The sequence below is a fragment of the Variovorax sp. 278MFTsu5.1 genome, assembly GCF_048305045.1.
Taxonomy (GTDB): Bacteria; Pseudomonadota; Gammaproteobacteria; order Burkholderiales; family Burkholderiaceae_C; genus Variovorax; species Variovorax guangxiensis.
This window is the reverse complement of sequence record NZ_CP157622.1, coordinates 3,896,528-3,916,712: the sequence shown is the minus strand read 5'-3', so window position 1 is coordinate 3,916,712 and position 20,185 is coordinate 3,896,528. Positions and strand designations below refer to the sequence as shown.

Annotated in this window: 20 protein-coding genes; 14 read left to right on the top strand and 6 right to left on the bottom strand. The window is 67.5% G+C overall.

Annotated elements, in window-relative coordinates; all coding sequences use genetic code 11:
• Window positions 1–8 precede the first annotated feature (8 nt).
• Complete coding sequence (gene proV / locus ABL844_RS18225; RefSeq protein ID WP_418121253.1) at window positions 9–1,271, bottom strand: glycine betaine/L-proline ABC transporter ATP-binding protein ProV; 1,263 nt, start codon at window positions 1,269–1,271, stop codon at window positions 9–11.
• Between the two features lie 511 nt (window positions 1,272–1,782).
• Between proV and fumC the strand changes: the two genes are divergently transcribed.
• The gene (gene fumC, locus ABL844_RS18220) at window positions 1,783–3,180 is read left to right on the top strand and encodes a class II fumarate hydratase (protein WP_418128408.1); all 1,398 of its coding nucleotides are present in this window, start codon (window positions 1,783–1,785) and stop codon (window positions 3,178–3,180) included.
• A gap of 56 nt (window positions 3,181–3,236) precedes the next feature.
• Here the strand turns inward: fumC and ABL844_RS18215 are convergent, their stop codons facing one another.
• Window positions 3,237–3,854, bottom strand: a complete 618-nt coding sequence (locus ABL844_RS18215; RefSeq protein WP_418116653.1) for an NAD(P)-dependent oxidoreductase — start codon at window positions 3,852–3,854, stop codon at window positions 3,237–3,239.
• A 122-nt stretch (window positions 3,855–3,976) separates the two neighbouring features.
• Between ABL844_RS18215 and ABL844_RS18210 the strand changes: the two genes are divergently transcribed.
• The gene (locus ABL844_RS18210) at window positions 3,977–4,909 is read left to right on the top strand and encodes a LysR family transcriptional regulator (protein ID WP_184637444.1); all 933 of its coding nucleotides are present in this window, start codon (window positions 3,977–3,979) and stop codon (window positions 4,907–4,909) included.
• A gap of 6 nt (window positions 4,910–4,915) precedes the next feature.
• Here the strand turns inward: ABL844_RS18210 and ABL844_RS18205 are convergent, their stop codons facing one another.
• Entirely contained in the window at window positions 4,916–5,551 is a 636-nt protein-coding gene (locus ABL844_RS18205) for a YqhA family protein (protein ID WP_126182026.1), read from the bottom strand.
• Between the two features lie 163 nt (window positions 5,552–5,714).
• On the opposite strand from ABL844_RS18205, the gene acs reads away from it, so the two are divergent.
• Together acs and ABL844_RS18195 are read left to right on the top strand one after the other, a co-directional pair.
• On the top strand, window positions 5,715–7,715 hold the full coding sequence (acs, locus tag ABL844_RS18200) for an acetate--CoA ligase (RefSeq protein WP_418128407.1): 2,001 nt from the start codon (window positions 5,715–5,717) through the stop codon (window positions 7,713–7,715).
• Between the two features lie 412 nt (window positions 7,716–8,127).
• Window positions 8,128–8,628: a LapA family protein gene (locus ABL844_RS18195; RefSeq protein WP_126023931.1), complete on the top strand. Its 501-nt coding sequence runs from the start codon at window positions 8,128–8,130 to the stop codon at window positions 8,626–8,628.
• 12 nt (window positions 8,629–8,640) lie between these two features.
• On the opposite strand, the gene ABL844_RS18190 is transcribed toward ABL844_RS18195, so the two are convergent.
• Complete coding sequence (locus ABL844_RS18190; protein ID WP_126023932.1) at window positions 8,641–8,955, bottom strand: c-type cytochrome; 315 nt, start codon at window positions 8,953–8,955, stop codon at window positions 8,641–8,643.
• A gap of 105 nt (window positions 8,956–9,060) precedes the next feature.
• Between ABL844_RS18190 and ABL844_RS18185 the strand changes: the two genes are divergently transcribed.
• Window positions 9,061–9,315, top strand: a complete 255-nt coding sequence (locus ABL844_RS18185) for a TIGR04438 family Trp-rich protein (protein WP_126023933.1) — start codon at window positions 9,061–9,063, stop codon at window positions 9,313–9,315.
• A gap of 57 nt (window positions 9,316–9,372) precedes the next feature.
• On the top strand, window positions 9,373–10,206 hold the full coding sequence (locus ABL844_RS18180; RefSeq protein WP_418128406.1) for a DUF3592 domain-containing protein: 834 nt from the start codon (window positions 9,373–9,375) through the stop codon (window positions 10,204–10,206).
• 10 nt (window positions 10,207–10,216) lie between these two features.
• Here ABL844_RS18180 and ilvD read toward each other — a convergent pair whose 3' ends face one another.
• Window positions 10,217–11,911 (bottom strand): dihydroxy-acid dehydratase, encoded by a 1,695-nt coding sequence (gene ilvD, locus ABL844_RS18175; RefSeq protein WP_126023935.1) that lies wholly within the window; start codon window positions 11,909–11,911, stop codon window positions 10,217–10,219.
• A 103-nt stretch (window positions 11,912–12,014) separates the two neighbouring features.
• Between ilvD and ABL844_RS18170 the strand changes: the two genes are divergently transcribed.
• Window positions 12,015–12,974 carry a LysR family transcriptional regulator gene (locus ABL844_RS18170; RefSeq protein WP_418128405.1) on the top strand — a complete coding sequence of 320 codons (960 nt, stop codon included), beginning with the start codon at window positions 12,015–12,017 and terminating at the stop codon, window positions 12,972–12,974.
• On the opposite strand, the gene ABL844_RS18165 is transcribed toward ABL844_RS18170, so the two are convergent.
• Window positions 12,971–13,912, bottom strand: a complete 942-nt coding sequence (locus ABL844_RS18165) for a LysR family transcriptional regulator (RefSeq protein ID WP_184637456.1) — start codon at window positions 13,910–13,912, stop codon at window positions 12,971–12,973. The two genes, ABL844_RS18170 and ABL844_RS18165, sit on opposite strands and share 4 nt — an antisense overlap.
• A gap of 129 nt (window positions 13,913–14,041) precedes the next feature.
• On the opposite strand from ABL844_RS18165, the gene ABL844_RS18160 reads away from it, so the two are divergent.
• From ABL844_RS18160 to ABL844_RS18130, 7 genes are all read left to right on the top strand, one after another.
• A complete protein-coding gene (locus ABL844_RS18160; RefSeq protein ID WP_418128404.1) occupies window positions 14,042–14,815 on the top strand; it encodes an SDR family oxidoreductase in 774 nt (257 codons plus the stop codon).
• Window positions 14,816–14,847: 32 nt separating this feature from the next.
• Entirely contained in the window at window positions 14,848–15,117 is a 270-nt protein-coding gene (locus tag ABL844_RS18155; RefSeq protein WP_418128402.1) for a hypothetical protein, read from the top strand.
• Between the two features lie 56 nt (window positions 15,118–15,173).
• Window positions 15,174–16,007, top strand: coding sequence for a prolipoprotein diacylglyceryl transferase (gene lgt, locus ABL844_RS18150; RefSeq protein WP_418128401.1), 834 nt, complete (start codon window positions 15,174–15,176; stop codon window positions 16,005–16,007).
• Window positions 16,008–16,145: 138 nt separating this feature from the next.
• On the top strand, window positions 16,146–16,814 hold the full coding sequence (locus tag ABL844_RS18145) for a GntR family transcriptional regulator (protein ID WP_184637460.1): 669 nt from the start codon (window positions 16,146–16,148) through the stop codon (window positions 16,812–16,814).
• Between the two features lie 28 nt (window positions 16,815–16,842).
• On the top strand, window positions 16,843–18,309 hold the full coding sequence (locus tag ABL844_RS18140) for a malonyl-CoA decarboxylase (RefSeq protein WP_126023942.1): 1,467 nt from the start codon (window positions 16,843–16,845) through the stop codon (window positions 18,307–18,309).
• 105 nt (window positions 18,310–18,414) lie between these two features.
• Complete coding sequence (locus ABL844_RS18135; protein WP_126023943.1) at window positions 18,415–19,401, top strand: Bug family tripartite tricarboxylate transporter substrate binding protein; 987 nt, start codon at window positions 18,415–18,417, stop codon at window positions 19,399–19,401.
• Entirely contained in the window at window positions 19,398–20,180 is a 783-nt protein-coding gene (locus ABL844_RS18130; RefSeq protein WP_418128400.1) for an enoyl-CoA hydratase/isomerase family protein, read from the top strand. The genes ABL844_RS18135 and ABL844_RS18130 overlap by 4 nt, the downstream gene beginning before the upstream one ends.
• Window positions 20,181–20,185 lie beyond the last annotated feature (5 nt).

The following is a 20,185-nucleotide window of genomic DNA, read 5'->3' as shown; positions in this document are numbered from 1 at the left end:
GAAATCGTTCAGGCGGCCGTCGCTGCGGTTGCGGCGGCCACGGGTTGCTGGGGCTGGTGCGCCGGGTCGATAGGCGGCGTGTCGCGGTCGAGGAACTTCAGCAGCGTCGTCTTGCTGATCGCGCCGCAGAAGCGGCCGTCGGCCGCCACCACCGGCATCGCGCAGGGCGCCTGGGCCACTTGGCCGAAGAGGCCGGCCACGGGCGCATCGGCGTCGATGGTGCCGAGGTCGTTCAGGAAGGCGTGGCGCAGGCCCAGCGGGCCGGAATGGCCGTCGAGCGCGGCGCGCAGCGTGTCGGCCGACACCGTGCCCAGGTAGCGCCTGTTGGGGCTGGTCACGTAGGCGAAGTCGCGGTCCTGGTCTTCCAGCTGCTTGAGCGCCGCGCGCGCACCGCGCTCGGGGTGCTCGCAGACCACGGTGAGCTGCTTGCGCGCGATGTCGCCGGCCTTGAACACGGCCGCCGCGTCCACGCCGCGCACGAAGCTGCGCACGTAGTCGTTGGCGGGGCTGCGCAGGATCTCATCGGGCGTGCCGACCTGGATCACCTGGCCGTCCTTCATGATCGCGATGCGGTCGCCGATGCGCATGGCCTCGTCGAGGTCGTGCGAGATGAAGACGATGGTGCGGCGCTGCTCCTGCTGCAGGCGCAGCAGCTCCGACTGCATCTCGGTGCGGATGATCGGGTCGAGCGCCGAGAAGGCCTCGTCCATCAGCAGGATCGACGGATCGGAGGCCAGGGCGCGCGCCAGGCCCACGCGCTGCTGCATGCCGCCGGAGAGCTCGTCGGGGTAGCTGTCGCCCCAGCCCGCCAGGCCCACCTGCGCGAGCGCCTTGTCGGCCTGCGCGAGGCGCTCCTTCTTGCCGGTGCCCGAGAGTTCGAGGCCGAAGGCGGTGTTCTCGCGCACCGTCATGTGCGGCATCAGCGCGAACGACTGGAACACCATGCTGATGTCCTTGCGGCGCAGCGCGCGCAGGCGGGCGTCGGAGTGCTCGTTGATGTCGGCGCCGTCGATCACGATGCGCCCGGCGGTCGGCTCGATCAGCCGGTTCAGCAGGCGCACCAGCGTCGACTTGCCCGAGCCCGAGAGGCCCATGATGACGAAGATTTCTCCGGCCTGGATCTCGAAGGTGGCGTCGAACACGCCGATCGACTGGCCGGTGCGCGCCAGGATCTCCTTCTTCGAAAGTCCTTGCCGGACCAGCTCCAGTGCTTGTTCGGGCTCGTCGCCGAACACCTTGAAGACATGGTCGATGAGAATTCCTTTGGCCATACGTCGGGGCTCTCCTTGGGTGAAGGGTTGACTGTGGGTTGGCCGTCCCGAAGGAGCGGCGCAGCCACGTCCCGGCCCATCGCATCGATGGGCGGCCGGCAGGCACTGAAGACGACAGGGCGACGAAGCCAGTGCCCGCCGGATGCTTCATTCGCAGCGCGACGGGCCTGGTCGAGGGGCGCCGGCTGGAAGAGCGTGACGTGGCAATGGAGCCGGAAAGATCCGGCCGGTTTGCCGGGCATGGCCCGGCGGGAGCACCTTGCACCGCGACGGGATTCGGAGATCCGCGAGTAGTGAAGGCTTGACCAACGCCGTCATCATCATGACTTGTTGGTCGTCAGAAGCTATCGATTATAACTTTTCGACATGATGCGGTCAACCTTGGAGGCGATGCGGCGCCGTCGGAGGCGATGCAATGACCACGTCAGATGAGAGCCACTCTCATTGGGGCGATACTGCGAAGGCGCCGGAAAGCGGCGCGACTTTTCATGATCCTGCGGAGCTTTTTCTCATGACGACTTCCCCCAAGACCCGTGCCGAGCGCGATACCTTCGGACCGATCGACGTGCCGGCCGACAAGCTGTGGGGCGCGCAGACCCAGCGCTCGCTGCAGAACTTCGACATCTCCGGCGAGCAGCAGCCGCGCGAGATCATCAAGGCGTTGGCCCAGGTCAAGCGCGCTTCCGCCGTGGTCAACCACGCGCTGGGCCTGCAGGACGAGAAGAAGACGAACGCCATCGTGGCCGCGGCTGACGAAGTCATCGCCGGCAAGCACCCGGGCGAGTTCCCGCTGGTGGTCTGGCAGACCGGCTCGGGCACGCAGACCAACATGAACGTCAACGAGGTGCTGGCCAACCGCGCCAGCGAGATCCTCGGCGGCGAGCGCGGCGAAGGCCGCCTCGTTCATCCCAACGACGACGTGAACCGCAGCCAGTCGAGCAACGACGTGTTCCCCACGGCGATGCACGTGGCGGCCGTCGAGGCCATCACCCGCAAGCTGCTGCCGGCCATCGCCAAGCTGCGCGGCACGCTGGAGCAGAAGTCCAAGGACTTCGCGGACATCGTGAAGATCGGCCGCACCCACCTGCAGGACGCCACGCCGCTCACGCTGGGCCAGGAGTTCTCGGGCTACGTGGCGCAGCTCGCGCACGGCGAGGCGCATGTGCGCGCCGCGCTGCCGCACCTGTGCGAACTGGCGCTGGGCGGCACGGCCGTCGGCACCGGCCTCAACGCGCCCAAGGGTTACGCGGAACAGGTGGCGGCAGAGCTGGCGAAGCTCACCGGCCTGCCTTTCGTGACCGCGCCCAACAAGTTCGAGGCCATGGCCAGCGTCGATGCGCTGGTGCATGCGCACGGCGCGCTGAAGACGCTGGCCGCCAGCATGAACAAGATCGCCAACGACGTGCGCTGGCTCGCCAGCGGCCCGCGCAGCGGCATCGGCGAACTGAGCATTCCCGAGAACGAACCCGGCTCGTCGATCATGCCGGGCAAGGTCAACCCGACGCAGAGCGAGGCCGTGACGATGCTGGCCGCGCAGGTGTTCGGCAACGACGTGGCCATCAACATCGGCGGCGCCTCGGGGAACTTCGAGCTGAACGTGTTCCGTCCGATGGTTGCGCACAACTTCCTGCAGAGCGTGCGCCTGCTGGCCGACGGTATGGTGAGCTTCAACGACCACTGCGCCGTGGGCATCGAGCCCAACCGCGAGCGCATCACCGAGCTGGTGCAGCGTTCGCTGATGCTGGTGACGGCGCTCAACACCCACATCGGCTACGACAAGGCCGCCTTCATCGCCAAGAAGGCGCACAAGGAGGGCACCAGCCTGCGCGAGGCGGCGATCGCGTCGGGCCACCTGACGGCCGAGCAGTTCGACCAGTGGGTGGTGCCGGAGAACATGACCGGGCGTTGATTTGGCCGGCTCAAACAAAAAAGGACCCGCGAGGGTCCTTTTTTGCAGCCTGCCGCTCAATATCCAATGGTGTAGCGCTGGCGGGAATGAGCGGGCTTTTCCAGCTCGTCGATGAACGCGATCGCGTAGTCCGCGAAGCTGATCCAGCTGCGGCCTTCGGCGCTCACGAGCAGGTCGTCCTTGCCCAGGCGGAACTTGCCGGTGCGCTCGCCTTCGACGAACTCGGCGGAGGGCGAGAGGAAGGTCCAGTCCAGGTCCTTCTCGTTGCGCAGCGTGTCGAGGAACACGCCGCCGGCCGACGCTTCGGCACGGTACGCATCGGGGAAGTTCGGCGTGTCGATGACCTTCAGCCCGGGCGCCGCGAACAGACTGCCCGCGCCGCCGACCACCAGCAGGCGCTTCACGCCGGCGCGCTTTGTCGGCTCGATGATGGCCGCGGGCGGCACGGTGGCGAAATGCGCGGCGCTGAACACGGCGTCGTGGCCGGCCAGGGCCTTCTCCAGCGCAGCGCCGTCGAGCACGTCGAGGTCGACGGCCTTCACGTTGGCGCGGCCCGCCAGCTTGGCGCTGGCCTTGCGCGCGATGGCGGTGACGGTATGGCCGCGGCGCAGGGCCTCTTCGAGAAGCTGGCTGCCGGCGCGTCCGGTGGCGCCGATGATGGCGATGTGGCTCATGGTGACTCCTGTGAAAGATCGGAAGGATCGATAGATCGGGTTGGGATGAAGCGAATCTTAGGTTTCTGGTTTCGAAAGAAATACCTCGATTTGCGCGCTTGTTTATTCCTAAAATCGTTCGAATGGATCGATTGAATGCAATGCGCGTGTTCGTGGCGGTGGTCGATTCGGGCAGTCTTTCGGCCGCGGCCGAGAAGCTCGACATGTCCCGCCCGGTGGTCACGCGCTACGTGGCCGAGCTGGAGCAATGGACCGGTGCCCGGCTGCTGCATCGCACGACGCGCCGCCTGAGCCTTACGGCGGCCGGCGAGGAACTGCTGCCGCGCTGCCGCCAGGTTCTCGAGCTCACCGGCGACATGCAGGCCGCGGTGCGCCATCCGGCCGAGGCACCGCGCGGGCAGCTTCGAATCACCACCGGCACATCGTTCGCGCAGGCGCAGCTTGCCGATGCGATCGCGGATTACGTGCGGCTCTATCCGGCCGTGATGGTCGACCTGGTGCTGCTCGACCGCACCGTGAACCTCGTCGACGAGCGCATCGACCTGGCGATCCGCACGGCGGCCGAGATCGATCCCAACCTCATCGCCCGTCGGCTCACGACCTGCCGCTCCGTGGTGTGCGCCTCGCCGGTCTATCTGGCCCGGCACGGGCATCCGCAGCGCGTGGACGAGCTGGCGCAGCGCAACTGCCTCACGCATTCCTACTTCGGCCGCAGCCTCTGGAACTTCACGCGAAAGAGCGACGGCGAGCCGGTGTCGGTCGCAGTCGATGGGAACGTGTCGGCCAACGACGCGGTCAGTCTGATGTCGCTGGCAGCCGCCGGCGCGGGCATCGCGATGCTGCCGACCTACCTGACCGCGGAGCGGGTGAATGGCGGGGAACTGGTGCCGCTCTTTCCCGATTTCGAGCCGCAGGTGGTGGGCATGTACGCGGTCTACGCCTCGCGCAAGCACATGCCGGCCACGCTGCGCACGATGCTCGACTTTCTTGCCGAGCGCTTCACCGACCCGCCCGCCTGGGACATTGCATCGCAGGCAGGCCAGGGCCGGGGCTAGAAGAGGTCAGTGCGGGTCTGCCGGCGGATGGGCGGGCGCCATCAACCGGTCGGTGTAGGCGATGGCCATCGCCGAGAACAGGAACGCGATGTGGATCACGGTCTGCGCGATCAGCACGCGGTCGGTGTAGTTGTCGGCGTTGATGAAGGTCTTCAGCAGGTGGATCGAACTGATGCCGATGATGGCCGTGGCCAGCTTCACCTTGAGCACCGAGGCGTTCACGTGGCTCAGCCACTCGGGCTGGTCGCGGTGGCCTTCGAGGTCCATTCGGCTCACGAAGGTCTCGTAGCCGCCCACGATCACCATGATGAGCAGGTTGGAGATCATCACCACGTCGATGAGCGCGAGCACCACGAGCATGATGACCGTCTCGTTGAGCGTGCCCACGGGGGCCGTGGTCTTGTAGCCGATGCTGGTGATCAGCGCCTGCAGCGCCTCCTTGGAGCCGAAGGCGGCCTCCACCAGGTGCAGTAGCTCGACCAGGAAGTGCACCACGTACACCGCCTGCGCCACGATCAGGCCCAGGTACAGCGGCAGCTGCAGCCAGCGGCTCGCGAAGATCAGCTTGGGCAGGGGGCGAAGCGGCGAACCACGGCGCGGTACGGGCGGGTTCCGGGTGTCGAAAGGGTCGGGAGCAGACATCTGCAGTGCGGTTGTGGAGGACCGGGAATTCTAGGGGCGTCCCGGTGACGCACTCGTGATAACCCCGAGAGGGCCATCGAACAGGCTCTAACATGGCGACCGTCAGTGACCCGTAAGTGGGCCCGCCGACAGTACGGCCGCACCCATCCTGGAGACAAAGAGCATGAGCAGCAGCGCATCGAAGAACATTGAATCCGTCCTGGTCGAGAACCGCGTCTTCCCGCCGGACGCCCGCGCCACGCAGGGCGCGCGCATTTCCGGCATGGCCGCCTACGAGGCCCTGTGCAAGGAAGCCGAGCAGGACTTCGAGGGTTTCTGGACCCGCCTTGCGAAGGACAACCTGAACTGGACCAAGCCCTTCACGAGGACGCTCGACGAATCGAACGCGCCGTTCTACCAGTGGTTCGGCGACGGCGAGCTCAACGCCAGCGCCAACTGCCTCGACAGGCACATCGGCACCCCGGTCGAGAACAAGACCGCCATCGTCTTCGAAGCCGACGATGGCACCGTCACCAAGGTCACCTACAAGGAACTGCTCGCGCGCGTGAGCCAGTTCGCCAACGCGCTCAAGGCTCGCGGCATCAAGAAGGGCGACCGCGTCATCGTCTACATGCCGATGACCATCGAGGGCGTCGTCGCCATGCAGGCCTGCGCGCGCATCGGCGCCACCCACAGCGTGGTGTTCGGCGGCTTCTCGGCCAAGGCGCTGCAGGAGCGCATCATCGACGCGGGCGCGGTGGCGGTCATCACGGCCAACTACCAGCTGCGCGGCGGCAAGGAACTGCCGCTGAAGGCCATCGTGGACGACGGCATCGCGCTGGGCGGCTGCGAGTCGATCAAGACCGTGTTCGTGTACGAGCGCACGCCCACCGCGTGGAACCGCGTCGAGGGCCGCGACATCACCTTCACCGAGGCGCTGAAGGGGCAGGGCACCGAGTGCGCGCCCGTGGCGGTCAACGCCGAGCATCCGCTCTTCATCCTCTACACCTCGGGCTCCACCGGCAAGCCCAAGGGCGTGCAGCACGCCACCGGCGGCTACCTGCTGTGGGCGAAGCTCACGATGGACTGGACCTTCGACATCCGCCCCGAAGACGTGTTCTGGTGCACCGCCGACATCGGCTGGATCACCGGCCACACCTACGTCGCCTACGGCCCGCTCGCGGCCGGCGCGACGCAGGTGGTGTTCGAGGGCATCCCGACCTTCCCGCACGCGGGCCGCTTCTGGCAGATGATCGAGAAGCACAAGGTCAGTGTGTTCTACACGGCGCCCACCGCGATCCGCTCGCTCATCAAGGCGGCCGACGGTGACGAGAAGGTGCATCCGAAGAACTGGGACCTCACCAGCCTGCGCATCCTCGGCTCGGTCGGCGAGCCGATCAATCCCGAAGCGTGGATGTGGTACCACCGCAATGTGGGCGGCGAGCGCTGCCCCATCGTCGACACCTTCTGGCAGACCGAGACCGGCGGCCACGTCATCACGCCGCTGCCGGGCGCCACGCCGCTGGTGCCGGGCTCGTGCACGCTGCCGTTGCCGGGCATCATGGCCGCCATCGTCGACGAGACCGGCAAGGACCTGCCCAACGGCGCGGGCGGCATGCTGGTCATCAAGCGGCCCTGGCCCTCGATGATCCGCACGATCTGGAACGACCCCGAGCGCTTCAAGAAGAGCTACTTCCCCGAGGAGATGGGCGGCACGATCTACCTCGCGGGCGACGGCGCGGTGCGCAGCGCCGACCGCGGCTACTTCCGCATCACCGGCCGCATCGACGACGTGCTGAACGTGTCGGGCCACCGTCTGGGCACCATGGAAATCGAATCCGCGCTGGTCGCCAAGACCGACCTCGTGGCCGAAGCCGCCGTGGTGGGCCGCCCCGACGACGTGACGGGCGAGGCCGTGTGCGCCTTCGTCGTGCTCAAGCGCGCCCGCCCGACCGGCGAGGAAGCCAAGCAGATCGCCAACGAGCTGCGCAACTGGGTCGCCAAGGAAATCGGCCCGATCGCCAAGCCCAAGGACATCCGCTTCGGCGACAACCTGCCCAAGACCCGCAGCGGAAAGATCATGCGGCGCCTGCTGCGCAGCATCGCCAAGGGCGAGGCGATCACGCAGGACACATCGACGCTGGAGAACCCTGCGATCCTGGAGCAGTTGTCGCAGACGAACTGATCCGGGATCCGGCCGTAGGCCGGTGCGTGCGAAGAGCACGCGAGCAGGTGAAGACGGCACTCATATCGCGCAGCGATGTGATGTGCCGGCAGAACCCTGCGATCCTGGAGCAGTTGTCGCAGACGAACTGATCCGGGATCCGGCCGCAGGCCGGTGCGTGCGAAGAGCACGCGAGCAGGTGAAGACGGCACTCATATCGCGCAGCGATGTGATGTGCCGGCAGAACCCTGCGATCCTGGAGCAGTTGTCGCAGACGAACTGACCAGCAGTGCAATAGTGCTGTAGGACATGGCCGTTTATGCGGCCATTTGCGCCGAACGGGGCTCTTCGCTGAGGTAAAACCATTGGATCACCGCGCGCCTCGAAGCGCGCGGGTTCCAGATGTGTTCGATCTTTCCGAAGGAGGCCTGCAATGGGCGTGAGATCCGCTTTTCTTTTTGTCGTCGTGCTGCTGATCGTGGCGCTTGCCGCGCTCAACTGGGGCACGCTGTCCACGCCCACCGACGTGTGGCTGGGCTTCATGACCGTCTCGGCCCCGCTGGGCCTCATCATGCTGGGGCTGACCGCTGTGCTGGCGGCCTTCTTCCTCGTCTATGTGCTGTACCTGCACAGCTCGGTGCTGATCGACGCCAAGCGCCACACCAAGGAAATGCAAGTCCAGCGCGACCTGGCCGACAAGGCGGAAGCTTCGCGCTTCACCGAGCTGCGCAACTTCCTGGAGGCGCAGGAGAACAAGCACATGGCGCAGAACGCCGATCGCCAGACGGCGATCCTGGCGCGGCTGGAGCAGCTCGAGACGGCGATCCGGCTGCGCTCGGACCAGACCGACAACACGCTGGCCGCTCACATCGGCCAGCTCGAGGACCGCATCGAGCGCCGTCCGGTGCCCGCGGACATCAATCCGCAGGCCTGAGCTTTCCGGGGCTTACTTCGTCGACAGCACCCAGGCCGCTAGCTTCTTCGCGTCGGCTTCGCTGACCTGGTTGTTCGCCGGCATCGGCACCGGTCCCCACACGCCGGAGCCACCCTTCATGATCTTGCTGGCGAGGGTGTCGACGGCACCCTTGTCGTCCTTGTACTTGGCGGCCACGTCCTTGAACGAGGGGCCGAGCACCTTGCGCTCGACCGCGTGGCAGCTCATGCAGTTCTTCGAGGTCGCCAGCGCCAGGTCGGCGAAGGCGGGCGCGGCGAGTGCGGTGAGGCCGAGGCCCAGGACTGCCGGCAGCAAGACTCTTTTCATGGGGTGTAATTGTTAAAGGCTGAGTTACATTCGACTCAACGCGATTGTAGGTAGCGCCGTGCACGGCGCCGGAAGCGTTGCCAATACAACCCTGAGGGATTCGCGATGTGGTTTCTGGGATTGGGCCTGCTTGCTCTGGCCCTCAAGTATTTCGAGATCGGCATGGTCGCCACATGGAGCTGGTGGATCGTGCTGTCGCCGTTCGCGATGGCCGTGGCATGGTGGGCCTGGGCCGATTCGTCGGGCTATACCAAGCGCAAGGTCGTCGAACGTGAAAACCGGCGCCGGCAGGAGCGCATCGACCGGCAGAAGACCAACATGGGCATGAAGACCAGCAACGGGCAGCGCCCGCGCCGCTGAGCCTTTTCCTTCGCCATCTGCCGAAGTCCCGCACCGCATGCACCGCGCTGAAGTGCCATGGACGAGGAAGCCACCACCCGCGCGCTGATCGTCTTCGGGCTTTCGCTGCTGCTCGGCCCGGCCATCGGCGGGCTCGTGGGGTGGCGCACTAACTTCTTCTGGGGTGTGGGCGTGGGCGCCTTGCTCATCGGCTGCGCCGGCCTGTACGGCGCGGCTTCGCTGGGCTGGAGCCGCTACCAGTCGATCGCCGGCACCGCCAGTGTGCAGGGCAGCCTCGTCGAGTTCGTGGACGAGCAGAGCAAGGACAGCAAAGGCCGCGTCACAGTCTCGCGCGCGCCGGTCGTCGAATACGTCACGCCCGATGGCCAGAAGCGCCGCGTCAAGGGCCTTGGCGGCGGCCTTGCGGACAAGGAATGGGGCGACCCGGTCGAAGTGCGCTACCGCGTGGCCGACCCCGCGCAGGCACTGGTGGCTGATTTTCAGAACATGTGGGGCGGCGTCTGGGGGCTCGGCATCTTCGGTGCCTTTCCCATGATGTTCGGCCTGTTCTTCATCGGCATGGCGCGCAGGGAGGCGCGCGAGAAACAGGGCGCTTACGTGCGGCCGGAGTTGCGCGAACCCACCCCTGGCCAGAAGCGCTGGCGTACGCGCGGCACCGTGCTCGCCAACCTGGTCTTCCTGGCCGGCTTCGCGCTCGTGTTCCTCTATCCGGACCCGAGCCCGATGAAGCAGTTCGGCGCCGGCTTCATCACCATCGGCGCCGGCGCGATCCTGCACTTTCTGGTGCAGAGCCTGCCGCCGGCGATGGATTTCCAGTCGCGCAGCATCCTCGCCATCGTGGGCCTGGGCTTTCTGGCCTTCGGCTACGGCGCGTGGATGATGGCTGCTTGAGCGAGCGATCTCAGAACTTGTCGAGCACTGCGCCCGAGCTGGCGCTCGATGCGTTGAACGCGAATTTCGCCTGCACGCCGCGCGTGTAGCGCGGAGCCGGCGCCTTCCAGCCTTCGCGGCGCTTGGCGATCTCGGCCTCGGGCACGTTCAGTTCGAGCTTGAGCTGGTGTGCGTCGATGGTGATCGAGTCGCCCTCGTTCACGAAGGCGATGGTGCCGCCGGCAGCCGCCTCGGGCGCGACGTGGCCCACCACCATGCCCCAGGTGCCGCCGGAGAAGCGGCCGTCGGTGATGAGGCCGACGCTCTCGCCGAGACCTGCGCCGATCAGCGCGCCGGTCGGCGCCAGCATCTCTGGCATGCCCGGGCCGCCCTTGGGGCCGAGGTAGCGCAGCACCATCACGTCGCCGGCCTTGATCTTGCCGTCGAGGATCGCCTTGAGCGCCGACTGCTCGTCGTCGAACACTCGCGCCGGGCCGGTGATGACCGGGTTCTTCAGGCCGGTGATCTTGGCGACCGCGCCCTCGGGCGACAGGTTGCCCTTCAGGATGGCGAGATGGCCTTCTTCATACATCGGGTTGTCGATGGTGCGGATCACGTCCTGGTCGGCGCGCGGCACGTCCGGCACGTCCTTCAGTACCTCGGCGATGGTCTGGCCGCTGATGGTGATGCAGTCGCCGTGCAGCAGGCCCGCGTTCAGCAGCACCTTCATCACCTGCGGAATGCCACCAGCCTGGTGCAGGTCGACCGCGAGGTACTTGCCCGAGGGCTTCAGGTCGCAGATCACCGGGACCTTCTTGCGCATGCGCTCGAAGTCGTCGATGGACCAGTCCACGCCCGCCGCATGCGCGATTGCCAGGAAATGCAGCACCGCGTTGGTCGAGCCGCCCGTGGCCATGATGACGGCCACGGCGTTCTCGATGGCCTTCTTGGTCACGATGTCGCGCGGCTTCAGGTCCTTCTTGATTGCCTCGATCAGCACCTTGGCCGATTCCTTGGCCGAGTTCTGCTTCTCGTCATGCGGGTTCGCCATGGTCGACGAGTAGGGCAGCGACATGCCCAGCGCCTCGAAGGCGCTCGACATGGTGTTGGCGGTGTACATGCCGCCGCACGAGCCGGTGCCGGGAATGGCGCGCTTCTCGATTTCCTTCAGGTCCTCGTCGCTCATGTTGCCGGCGGCGTTCTGGCCCACGGCCTCGAACACGCTGACGATGTTGAGGTCCTGGCCCTTGTACTTGCCGGGGAGGATGGTGCCGCCGTAGACGTAGATGGCGGGCACGTTGGCGCGCAGCATGCCCATCATGCCGCCGGGCATGTTCTTGTCGCAGCCGCCGACCACCAGCACGCCGTCCATCCACTGGCCGCCTACGCAGGTCTCGATGCAGTCGGAGATGACTTCGCGGCTCACCAGCGAGTACTTCATGCCCTCGGTGCCCATGGCCATGCCGTCGGAGATGGTGGGGGTGCCGAACACCTGCGCGTTGCCGCCGGCTTCCTCGATGCCGGCGATGGCCGCGTCGGCCAGCTTCTGCAGGCCCGAGTTGCAGGGCGTGATGGTGCTGTGGCCGTTGGCGACGCCGACCATCGGCTTCTTGAAGTCGCCTTCCTCGTAGCCCATGGCGTAGAACATCGAGCGGTTGGGGGCGCGGCTCTTGCCTTCGACGATGTTGGCGCTGCGGCGGTTGATCTGGATTGGCTTGGTGTCCATGGTGTCTCTTCTGTCGTGGGGAGATCGGGTGGGGGTCCAAGTATCGGACTTCTGATTGATTGCTTCCAATCCATTTTCAATTGCAGATTGATATGCTCGGCATATGAATGAAGCCCTCATCGACCTGCGCGCCTGGCGCCAGTTCGTCGCCGTGGCCGAAGAGCTGCACTTCGGCCGCGCCGCGCAGCGGCTGCACATGACGCAGCCGCCGGTCACGCAGGCCATCGCGCAGCTCGAGAAGACGCTCGGCGTGGTGCTGTTCGACCGCACCCGCCGGCGCGTGGCGCTCACGCCGGCGGGCGAGGCGCTGCTGCCCGACGTGCGGGAGCTGCTGGCGCGCGCCGCAGCGCTGCCCGCAAGGGCCCGTGCCGCGGCGGCGGGGCAGGTCGGGCGGGTGCGCATCGGCTTCGTCTCGACGGTGGGCTTCGAGCAACTTCCCGCCTGGGTGCGCGAATTCCGCGTGCTGTGCCCCGAGGTGGCGCTGGAGCTGGTCGAGGCCACCGGCGACGTGCAGCTCGAGGCCTTCGCGCGCGGCGAGATCGACGCCGGCCTGATGCTGCATTCGCCCGGTGCCGCGCCGCCGGGCCTGGCGCGCCTCGCCGTGTCGCAGGAGCCGCTGGTGCTGGCCCTGCCCGAGCGTCACCCGCTGGCGCGCACCGACCGGCTGCTGCTGGCCGACGTGCTCGCCGAGCCCCTGGTGATCTTTCCGCGCCGCATCGTGCCTTCGCTGCACGATGCCATCTTCGACCTGTACCACGCGGCCGGCCGCACGCCGCAGCTCGGGCAGGAGGCGATACAGATGCAGACCATCGTGAACCTCGTCTCGGGCGGCATCGGCGTGGCCTGGGTGCCCGAGAGCGTCACGCAGTTCCGTCGGGCGGGCGTGGTGTATCGCCGCGCCGAGGAGTTCGCGCCGGCCGCGCGGCGGCGCAGCGCGCCGGAGTTGCCCGGATGCGAAACCAGCCTGGTGTGGCCCGAGGGCGCGGCTAACCCGGCGCTCGAACGCTTCGTCGCCTTCGTGCGCGAGCGGGGAGCGGAGCCGAAGCGGCGCGACGAGGTCTAGCGGGCCTTGCGTGCGCGTCCGCCGGTGGGTTGGGCCGGCTTGTCGAGCGCGTCGGCCAGCACCGTTTCGAGCCAACCCACGAAAGCCTGCATGCGCCGCGACAGGTTGCGCCGGTGCGGGTACACCAGCTGCACGGGCAGCGGCTCGGCGCGCGCGTCGGGCAGCACTTCGACCAGTTCGCCGGCCGCGAGGTGTTCGCGCACGTCGTAGGCCGGGATCTGGATCAGGCCCAGCCCCGCCAGCGCGCAGGCGATGTAGGTCTCGGCGTTGTTCGCCGCCACCTGGCTGCGCATGCGCAGGGTGGAGGTCTCGCCGTCGCGCAGCCATTCCCATGGCGCGGCCCGGCCGCTGGTCGGCGAGGCGTAGTTGACGGCCACGTGCTCCGGCAGGTCGGCCGGCGTGCGCGGCGTGCCGTGGCGTTCCAGGTAGGCGGGGCTCGCGCAGTTGATGAGTGTGAAGTGGCCGAGCGGCCGCGCCACGAGGCTGCTGTTGGCCAGCGGGCCGACGCGCAGTGCGCAGTCGATGCCTTCGAGCACGAGATCGACGGCGCGGTCGCTGGAGCCGAGTTCGAGCTCGATGGCCGGATGGAGCGCGAAGAAGTCCGGCAGCGCCGGTGCGATCAGGCGCCGCGCGATGCGGCTGGGCACGTCGACCTTCAGGCGTCCGCTGACCTGGCCGCGCGCGGGCAGGAACTGCTGCTCCATGTCCTCCATGTCGGCCACCAGCGCACGGGCGCGCTCCAGCATCACCTCACCATCGGGCGTGAGGCCGACGCGGCGCGTGGTCCGGTGCAGCAGGCGCGAGCCGAGGCGGGTTTCGAGCTGCTGCACCGCCGTGGAGACGCTGGCGCGCGGCAGGCCCAGGCGGTCGGCGGCGCGCGTGAAGCTGCCGGTTTCGGCCACGCGAACGAAGACCTGGAGGAGGTCGATGCGGTCCATGGAAGAAGAACGAATTGCTCGTGAAATCCTGAACAGTCTAGCTTCGGATGGCCTATTTATCAGTTTGAAGCCGATCAATAGACTGGCCGCTCCAGTCACACATCCACGCTTCAACCAAGGAGTCCATCCATGTCCGCACGTACGCTCAAGAACAAGGTCGCCGTCATCGCCGGCGGCGGCAAGAACCTCGGCGCCCTTATCGGCCACCAGCTGGTCGACGGCGGCGCCCGGGGCATCGCCATCCACTACAACAGCGACGCCTCGCGCGCCGATGCGGAGAAGACCGCCGCCGAGCTCAAGGCGCAGGGCGCCGACACGCTGCTGGTGCAGGGCGACCTCTCGGTGGTCGAGAACTGCGTCGGCCTGTTCGACAAGGCGGTGAAGCACTTCGGCCAGGTCGACATCGCCATCAATACGGCCGGCGTGGTCATCAAGAAGCCGATCCTCGAGGTCACCGAGGCCGACTACGACAAGAGCTTCGACGCCAACGCCAAGGCTGCCTTCTTCTTCATCCAGCAGGCCGGCCGCGCGATGGCGGACGGCGGCAGCATCGTCACGCTGGTGAGCTCGCTGCTGGCGGCCTACACGCCGTTCTATGCGATCTATCCGGGCTCGAAGGCGGCCGTGGAGCACTACACGCGCGCCGCGTCGAAGGAGTTCGGCGAGCGCGGCATCTCGGTCAACGCCATCGGCCCCGGGCCCATGGACACGCCGTTCTTCTACGGCCAGGAGAGCAAGGAGGCCGTGGAGTACCACAGCAGCGCCGCCGCGCTCAGCAAGTTCTCGAAGAAGGGCCTGACCGACATCGAGGACATTGCGCCCATCGTGCGCTTCCTGGTCACCGAAGGCTGGTGGATCACCGGGCAGACGATCTTCGCGAACGGCGGCTACACCACGCGTTGATCGGGCAAGATGCCGCCAGGAGGAAAGACGACATGCACACGATCATGGTGATGGGCGGCGGCTTCGTGCTGCTGGTGGTGTTCCTGCTGGCCGGGCGCCTGCTGGGCGACGGCTCCCCGGCGGCGCTGGCCGTCGCGGCCAAGTGGTTCATTCCGGCGTGGTTCGTCGGCGCGGGCATCAACATGGCCGTGGGCGTGATCAAGGCCGGGTATTCGGTGGCCGAGGAGCTGCCGATCTTCCTGCTGGTCTTCGCGGTGCCGGCCGTGGTGGCGGCGCTCGTATGGTGGAAGTTCGGGCGCTAGCCCGGCCCGAATAGCCCCGACCCGGCCGTGACATCGGGCCGGGGCACAATCCGCGGATGCTCATGTATCCGCATATCGACCCCATCGCCCTGCAAATCGGGCCGGTGGCCGTCCACTGGTACGGCCTGACCTACCTGGCCGCGTTTGCGCTGTTCTACTTCCTCGGCACGCGCCGCCTCCGGCACGAGCCGTTCCGCAGGCTGGTGGATGCTGGCGTGTGGCAACGCCGGGACATCGAGGACATTCTTTTCCTCGGCGTGATGGGCGTCATCGTCGGCGGGCGGCTGGGCTACTGCCTCTTCTACAAGCCCGAGTTCTATCTCACGCACCCGCTCGAAATCCTCTATGTGTGGCAGGGCGGCATGAGCTTCCACGGCGGTCTGCTCGGCGTGATCGGCGCGATGGTGTGGTTCTCGCACTCGCGCAAGCGGCCGTTCTGGCAGGTGATGGACTTCGTCTCGCCCTGCGTGCCGACGGGCCTCGCGGCCGGCCGCGTGGGCAACTTCATCAATGGCGAGTTGTGGGGGCGCTTCAGCAGCCCCGATCTGCCCTGGGGCATGGTGTTCCCGCAGAGCGGGTCGATGCTGCCGCGCCATCCCTCGCAGGTCTACCAGTTCCTGCTGGAGGGGTTGCTGCTTTTCGTCGTGATGTGGCTCTACGCGCGCAAGGAGCGCAAGCAGGGGCAGGTGGCCTCGGTGTTCCTCATCGGCTACGGCGTGCTGCGCTTCGTGGCCGAGTATTTCCGCGAGCCCGACGACTTCCTCGGCCTGCGTGCGCTCGACCTGAGCCAGGGGCAGTGGCTGAGCATCCCGATGATCGTTACGGGCATCGCGCTTTGGTTCTGGTTCGGCCGCACCGGTGGCAAAGCGGCCAGTGCCGCGCGGGCCTGAGCTTTCACAAAGGGGCCCTTCGGGCCCTTTGTCTTAAGGGTAACTACCCGCCGCACATTCGACGCGCGGCACTTGCGCCGGGCGGATGTCGGGCTCAGAATTACGCGTAATTACAGGAAATTATGCGGTCCTGATCCCATGCGCCTGGTTCCCAACTCCCTGCACGACGAAGTCGCCGCCACGCTGCGCGAGCAGATCTTCGACGGCTCCCTGGCCCCCGGCAGCTTCGTCGACGAAACGGCGCTGTGCGAGCGGCTCTCGATCTCCCGCACGCCGCTGCGCGAAGCGCTCAAGGTGCTCACCGCCGAAGGCCTGCTGCGGCATGAGCCGCGGCGCGGCTGCTTCGTCAACGAGGTGACCGAGCGCGATCTCGACGAGATCTTCCCCGTCATCGCGCTGCTCGAAGGCCGCTGCGCCTACGAGGCGGCCCGCAACGCCAGCGACGCCGAGCTGCAGGAGCTCGACGCACTGCACGAGCGCCTCGTGCGCCACGCCAGGGCCAAGCGCATCAACGACTACTACGCCACCAATCACATCATCCACGAGGCGATCATCAAGCTGGCCGACAACAAGTGGCTGGCGCAGGTGATCGGCGACCTGCGCAAGATCCTCAAGCTCGCGCGCCTGCAGCAACTGCATGCGCCCGGGCGGCTCGACCAGAGCCTGTCGGAGCACCTGGCCGTGTTCGCGGCGCTGAAGGCGCGCGACAGCGAAGGCGCCGACGCCGCCATGCGCACACACCTGACACGCCAGCGCGAGGCGCTGCGCGAGGTCGCGCGCCAGCAGAAGTCCAGGGTGATGTCGTGACGATCCTTACGAGCATTGGAGTGCCCCGATGAGTGCGACCGAATGGTTCCAGGCGCGGCTGCGTTCTGGCGAAAAATCCAAAGTGCCGGTAGCGCCCGAAGGCGCGGCGAAGAGCGCATCGAAGAACGCGCCCAAGCCCAGCGCCCGCCCGACCGCCGAGCGCCTGCAGGCCACGCTGCGCAAGGCCGACGAGGCCCTGTCGCCGCGTGCGCTGCGCCGCGTGCTGGCCGACCTGCAGGCGGTGATCGACCCGCGTGTGAGCGAAGTCGAGGGCGGCCGCCGCGCCCATGCCATTGCCGACGCCTACCGAGCCGCCACGCCCGACGAGCGCCGCGACTACTGGGCGCTCATGAGCGAGCATTTCGCCGCCGATGCGCAAAAGCTCAAGACCGCGCGCGACCAGCACCAGGCGGCCGTCGGCACGCCCGACGAGGGCCAGGCCGAACTGCGCCTGCGTCGCGCGCTGGTGTCGCCGCGCATGCGCCTGCTGCAGCGCTTCGCGGTGGAGCCCGAGGGCATGCGCTTTCTCGTGGACCTGCGCGCCGACCTGCTGCCTTGCCTGAAGGCCGACAAGCGCCTGCTCGCGCTCGACGCAGAGCTCGAACAGCTCTTCTCCACCTGGTTCGACGTCGCCTTCCTCGAACTGCGCCGCATCGACTGGGATTCGCCGGCCTCGCTGATCGAGAAGCTCATTCGCTACGAAGCGGTGCACGACATCAAGAGCTGGTCCGACGTGAAGAACCGGCTCGACGACAGCGACCGCCGCTGCTACGGCTTCTTCCATCCGCGCCTGCCCAACGAGCCGCTCATCTTCGTCGAGGTGGCGCTGGTCGACCGCATCAGCGCCGGCATCACGCCGCTGCTCGACGAAGCCGCCGTGCCGGTGCCTGCCGCACGGGCCACCACCGCCATCTTCTATTCGATCAGCAACACGCAGAACGGCCTGCGCGGCGTGAGCTTCGGCGATTCGCTCATCAAGCGCGTTGTCGAGACGCTGCAGGACGAGCTTCCGCGCCTGAAGACCTTCGCCACGCTCTCGCCGATTCCGGGCTTTCGCACCTGGCTCGCGAAGAACGCCGGCGACCTGCTGCCGCGCCTGGACGAAAAGCGCGAGGCCGAACTGGGCCGCCTCGTCGGCTCGGTGCCGCCCACGGCGGAGCGCCTGCTCGCCGCGGTGGACGGCGCCGCGAGCCTCGACGCCAAGTCGCCGCTGCGCCAGTGGCTGATGCAGGCGGCCGCCGAGTACCTTGGCCGCGCGCTGGTCGACGGCACGCCGGCCGATCCGGTGGCACGCTTCCACCTTGGCAACGGCGCGCGCGTCGAGCGCCTGAACTGGGCGGGCGATCCGTCGGCCAAGGGACAGAAGCAGTCCTACGGACTCATGGTCAACTACCTCTATGACCTCAAGCGCCTGGACAAGCACCGCACCTGGCTGGCCGAGGGCAAGGTGGCCGTATCGGGAGACGTCGAAAGCCTGTATTTCAAAAAAGGCTGAAGTCCGCAAAAGAGAAAGTCGAAGCAGAGCAAGGAGCCGGTGCACCCAAGGCCGGCAGCCGCACGGGGCGGCAAGATCCACAACGACACACAGGAGATGAGACAAATGAACCCAAGCTTTCAGCGCCGCGACGTACTGCGCGTGGCCGCCGCCGGTGCGGCCGTACTGTGCGGCGCCGCGCGGGCCCAGCAGGGCTGGCCGACGAAGCCCGTGACGATGATCGTGCCGTTCCCGGCCGGCGGCGGCACTGATGCCTTCGCTCGGCCGCTGTCGGGGCAGTTCTCGCGCGTGGCGGGCCAGACGTTGGTCATCGACAACCGCGGCGGGGCAGGGGGCACGCTGGGCGCGAGCATCGCCGCCAAGGCGCCGGCCGATGGCTACACGCTCTTCATGGGCGCGGTGCACCACGCGATCGCGCCGTCCATCTACCCCAAGCTCGACTACGACATCGAGAAAGACTTCGTGCCGCTGATGCTGCTGGCCAACGTGCCGCAGGTGGTGGTCATCAACCCCAAGCGCGTGCAGGCCAACACCATCCAGGAATTCATCGCGCTGGTGAAGCGCAACCCCGGCAAGTTCAACTACGGCTCGGCCGGCTCGGGCACCTCGCACCACCTGGCGGGCGAGCTCTTCAAGATCCAGACCGGCACTTTCATCACCCACATTCCGTACCGCGGCGCGGGCCCGGCGCTGTCGGACCTGATCTCGGGCAACGTCGACCTGATGTTCGACGGCCTGGGTTCCTCGGCGCAGCACATCAAGAGCGGCCGCATCAAGGCGCTGATGGTGGCCGGCACCAAGCGCAACCCGGCCTTCCCCGACGTGCCCTGCGCCGCCGAGGTGGGCCTGCCCGAGTACACCGTGACCACCTGGTACGGCCTGTGGGCGCCCAAGGGCACGCCGGCCGACACGCAGACGCGCGCCATCGACGACATGAAGAAGTCGCTGGCCACCGACGACCTCAAGGGCATCTGGGCCCAGAACGGTTCCGAGATCCCGAACCTCACCACCACTGCCTACGGCAGCTTCGTCAATGCCGAGATCAAGCGCTGGGCCGCGGTGGTGAAGGCCTCGGGCGCCAAGCTCGAATGACCGCTGGAAGCGCCATCTCCCTGCGCCACGACGGCGCCATCGCGATCGTCACGCTGTCGAACGCGGGGCGCCTCAACGCCATGACGCGCGCCATGTGGCGTGAACTGCGTGCGGTGTTCGACGGCCTGCGCAGCGATGGCGACAGCGCCCTGCGCTGCGTGATCGTGCGCGGCGAGGGCGGCGCCTTCTGCGCGGGCGGCGACATTTCCGAGTACCCGTCGTTCCGCTTCAGCGAGCCCAGCCTGCGCGAGTTCCACGAGAACGAGGTCTGGGCTGCGCTGCAGGCGATGCTCGATTGCCCGCTGCCGCTGGTCGCGCAAATCGAGGGCGCCTGCATGGGCGCGGGCATCGAGATCGCGAGCTGCTGCGACATCCGCCTGGCCGGCGCCTCCGCGAGGTTCGGCGCGCCCATCGCCAAGCTCGGTTTCCCGATGGCGCCGCGCGAAGCCGCGCTGGTGCATGGCGCCATCGGCGACGTGCTCGCGCGCGACATGCTGCTGGCCGCCGGCGTGCATGGCGCGCAGCGCCTGTACGACGCGGGCTTTTTGCTGCAGGTGCTGCCCGACAACGAAGTGCCGCTCGCCGCCCAGTCGCACGCCGAGCACATCGCAGCACTCTCCCCGCAGGCCGCGCGCCTGCACAAGGCCACCTTCGCCGTGCTGCGTGCCGGCGCTCCCTCGGCCCACGGCCTGCTGGCCACCGCCTACGATTACGCCGATTCCGTGGAGCACCGCGAGGGCATCGCCGCCTTCCTTGCCAAGCGCACCCCGAATTTCTGAAGCCA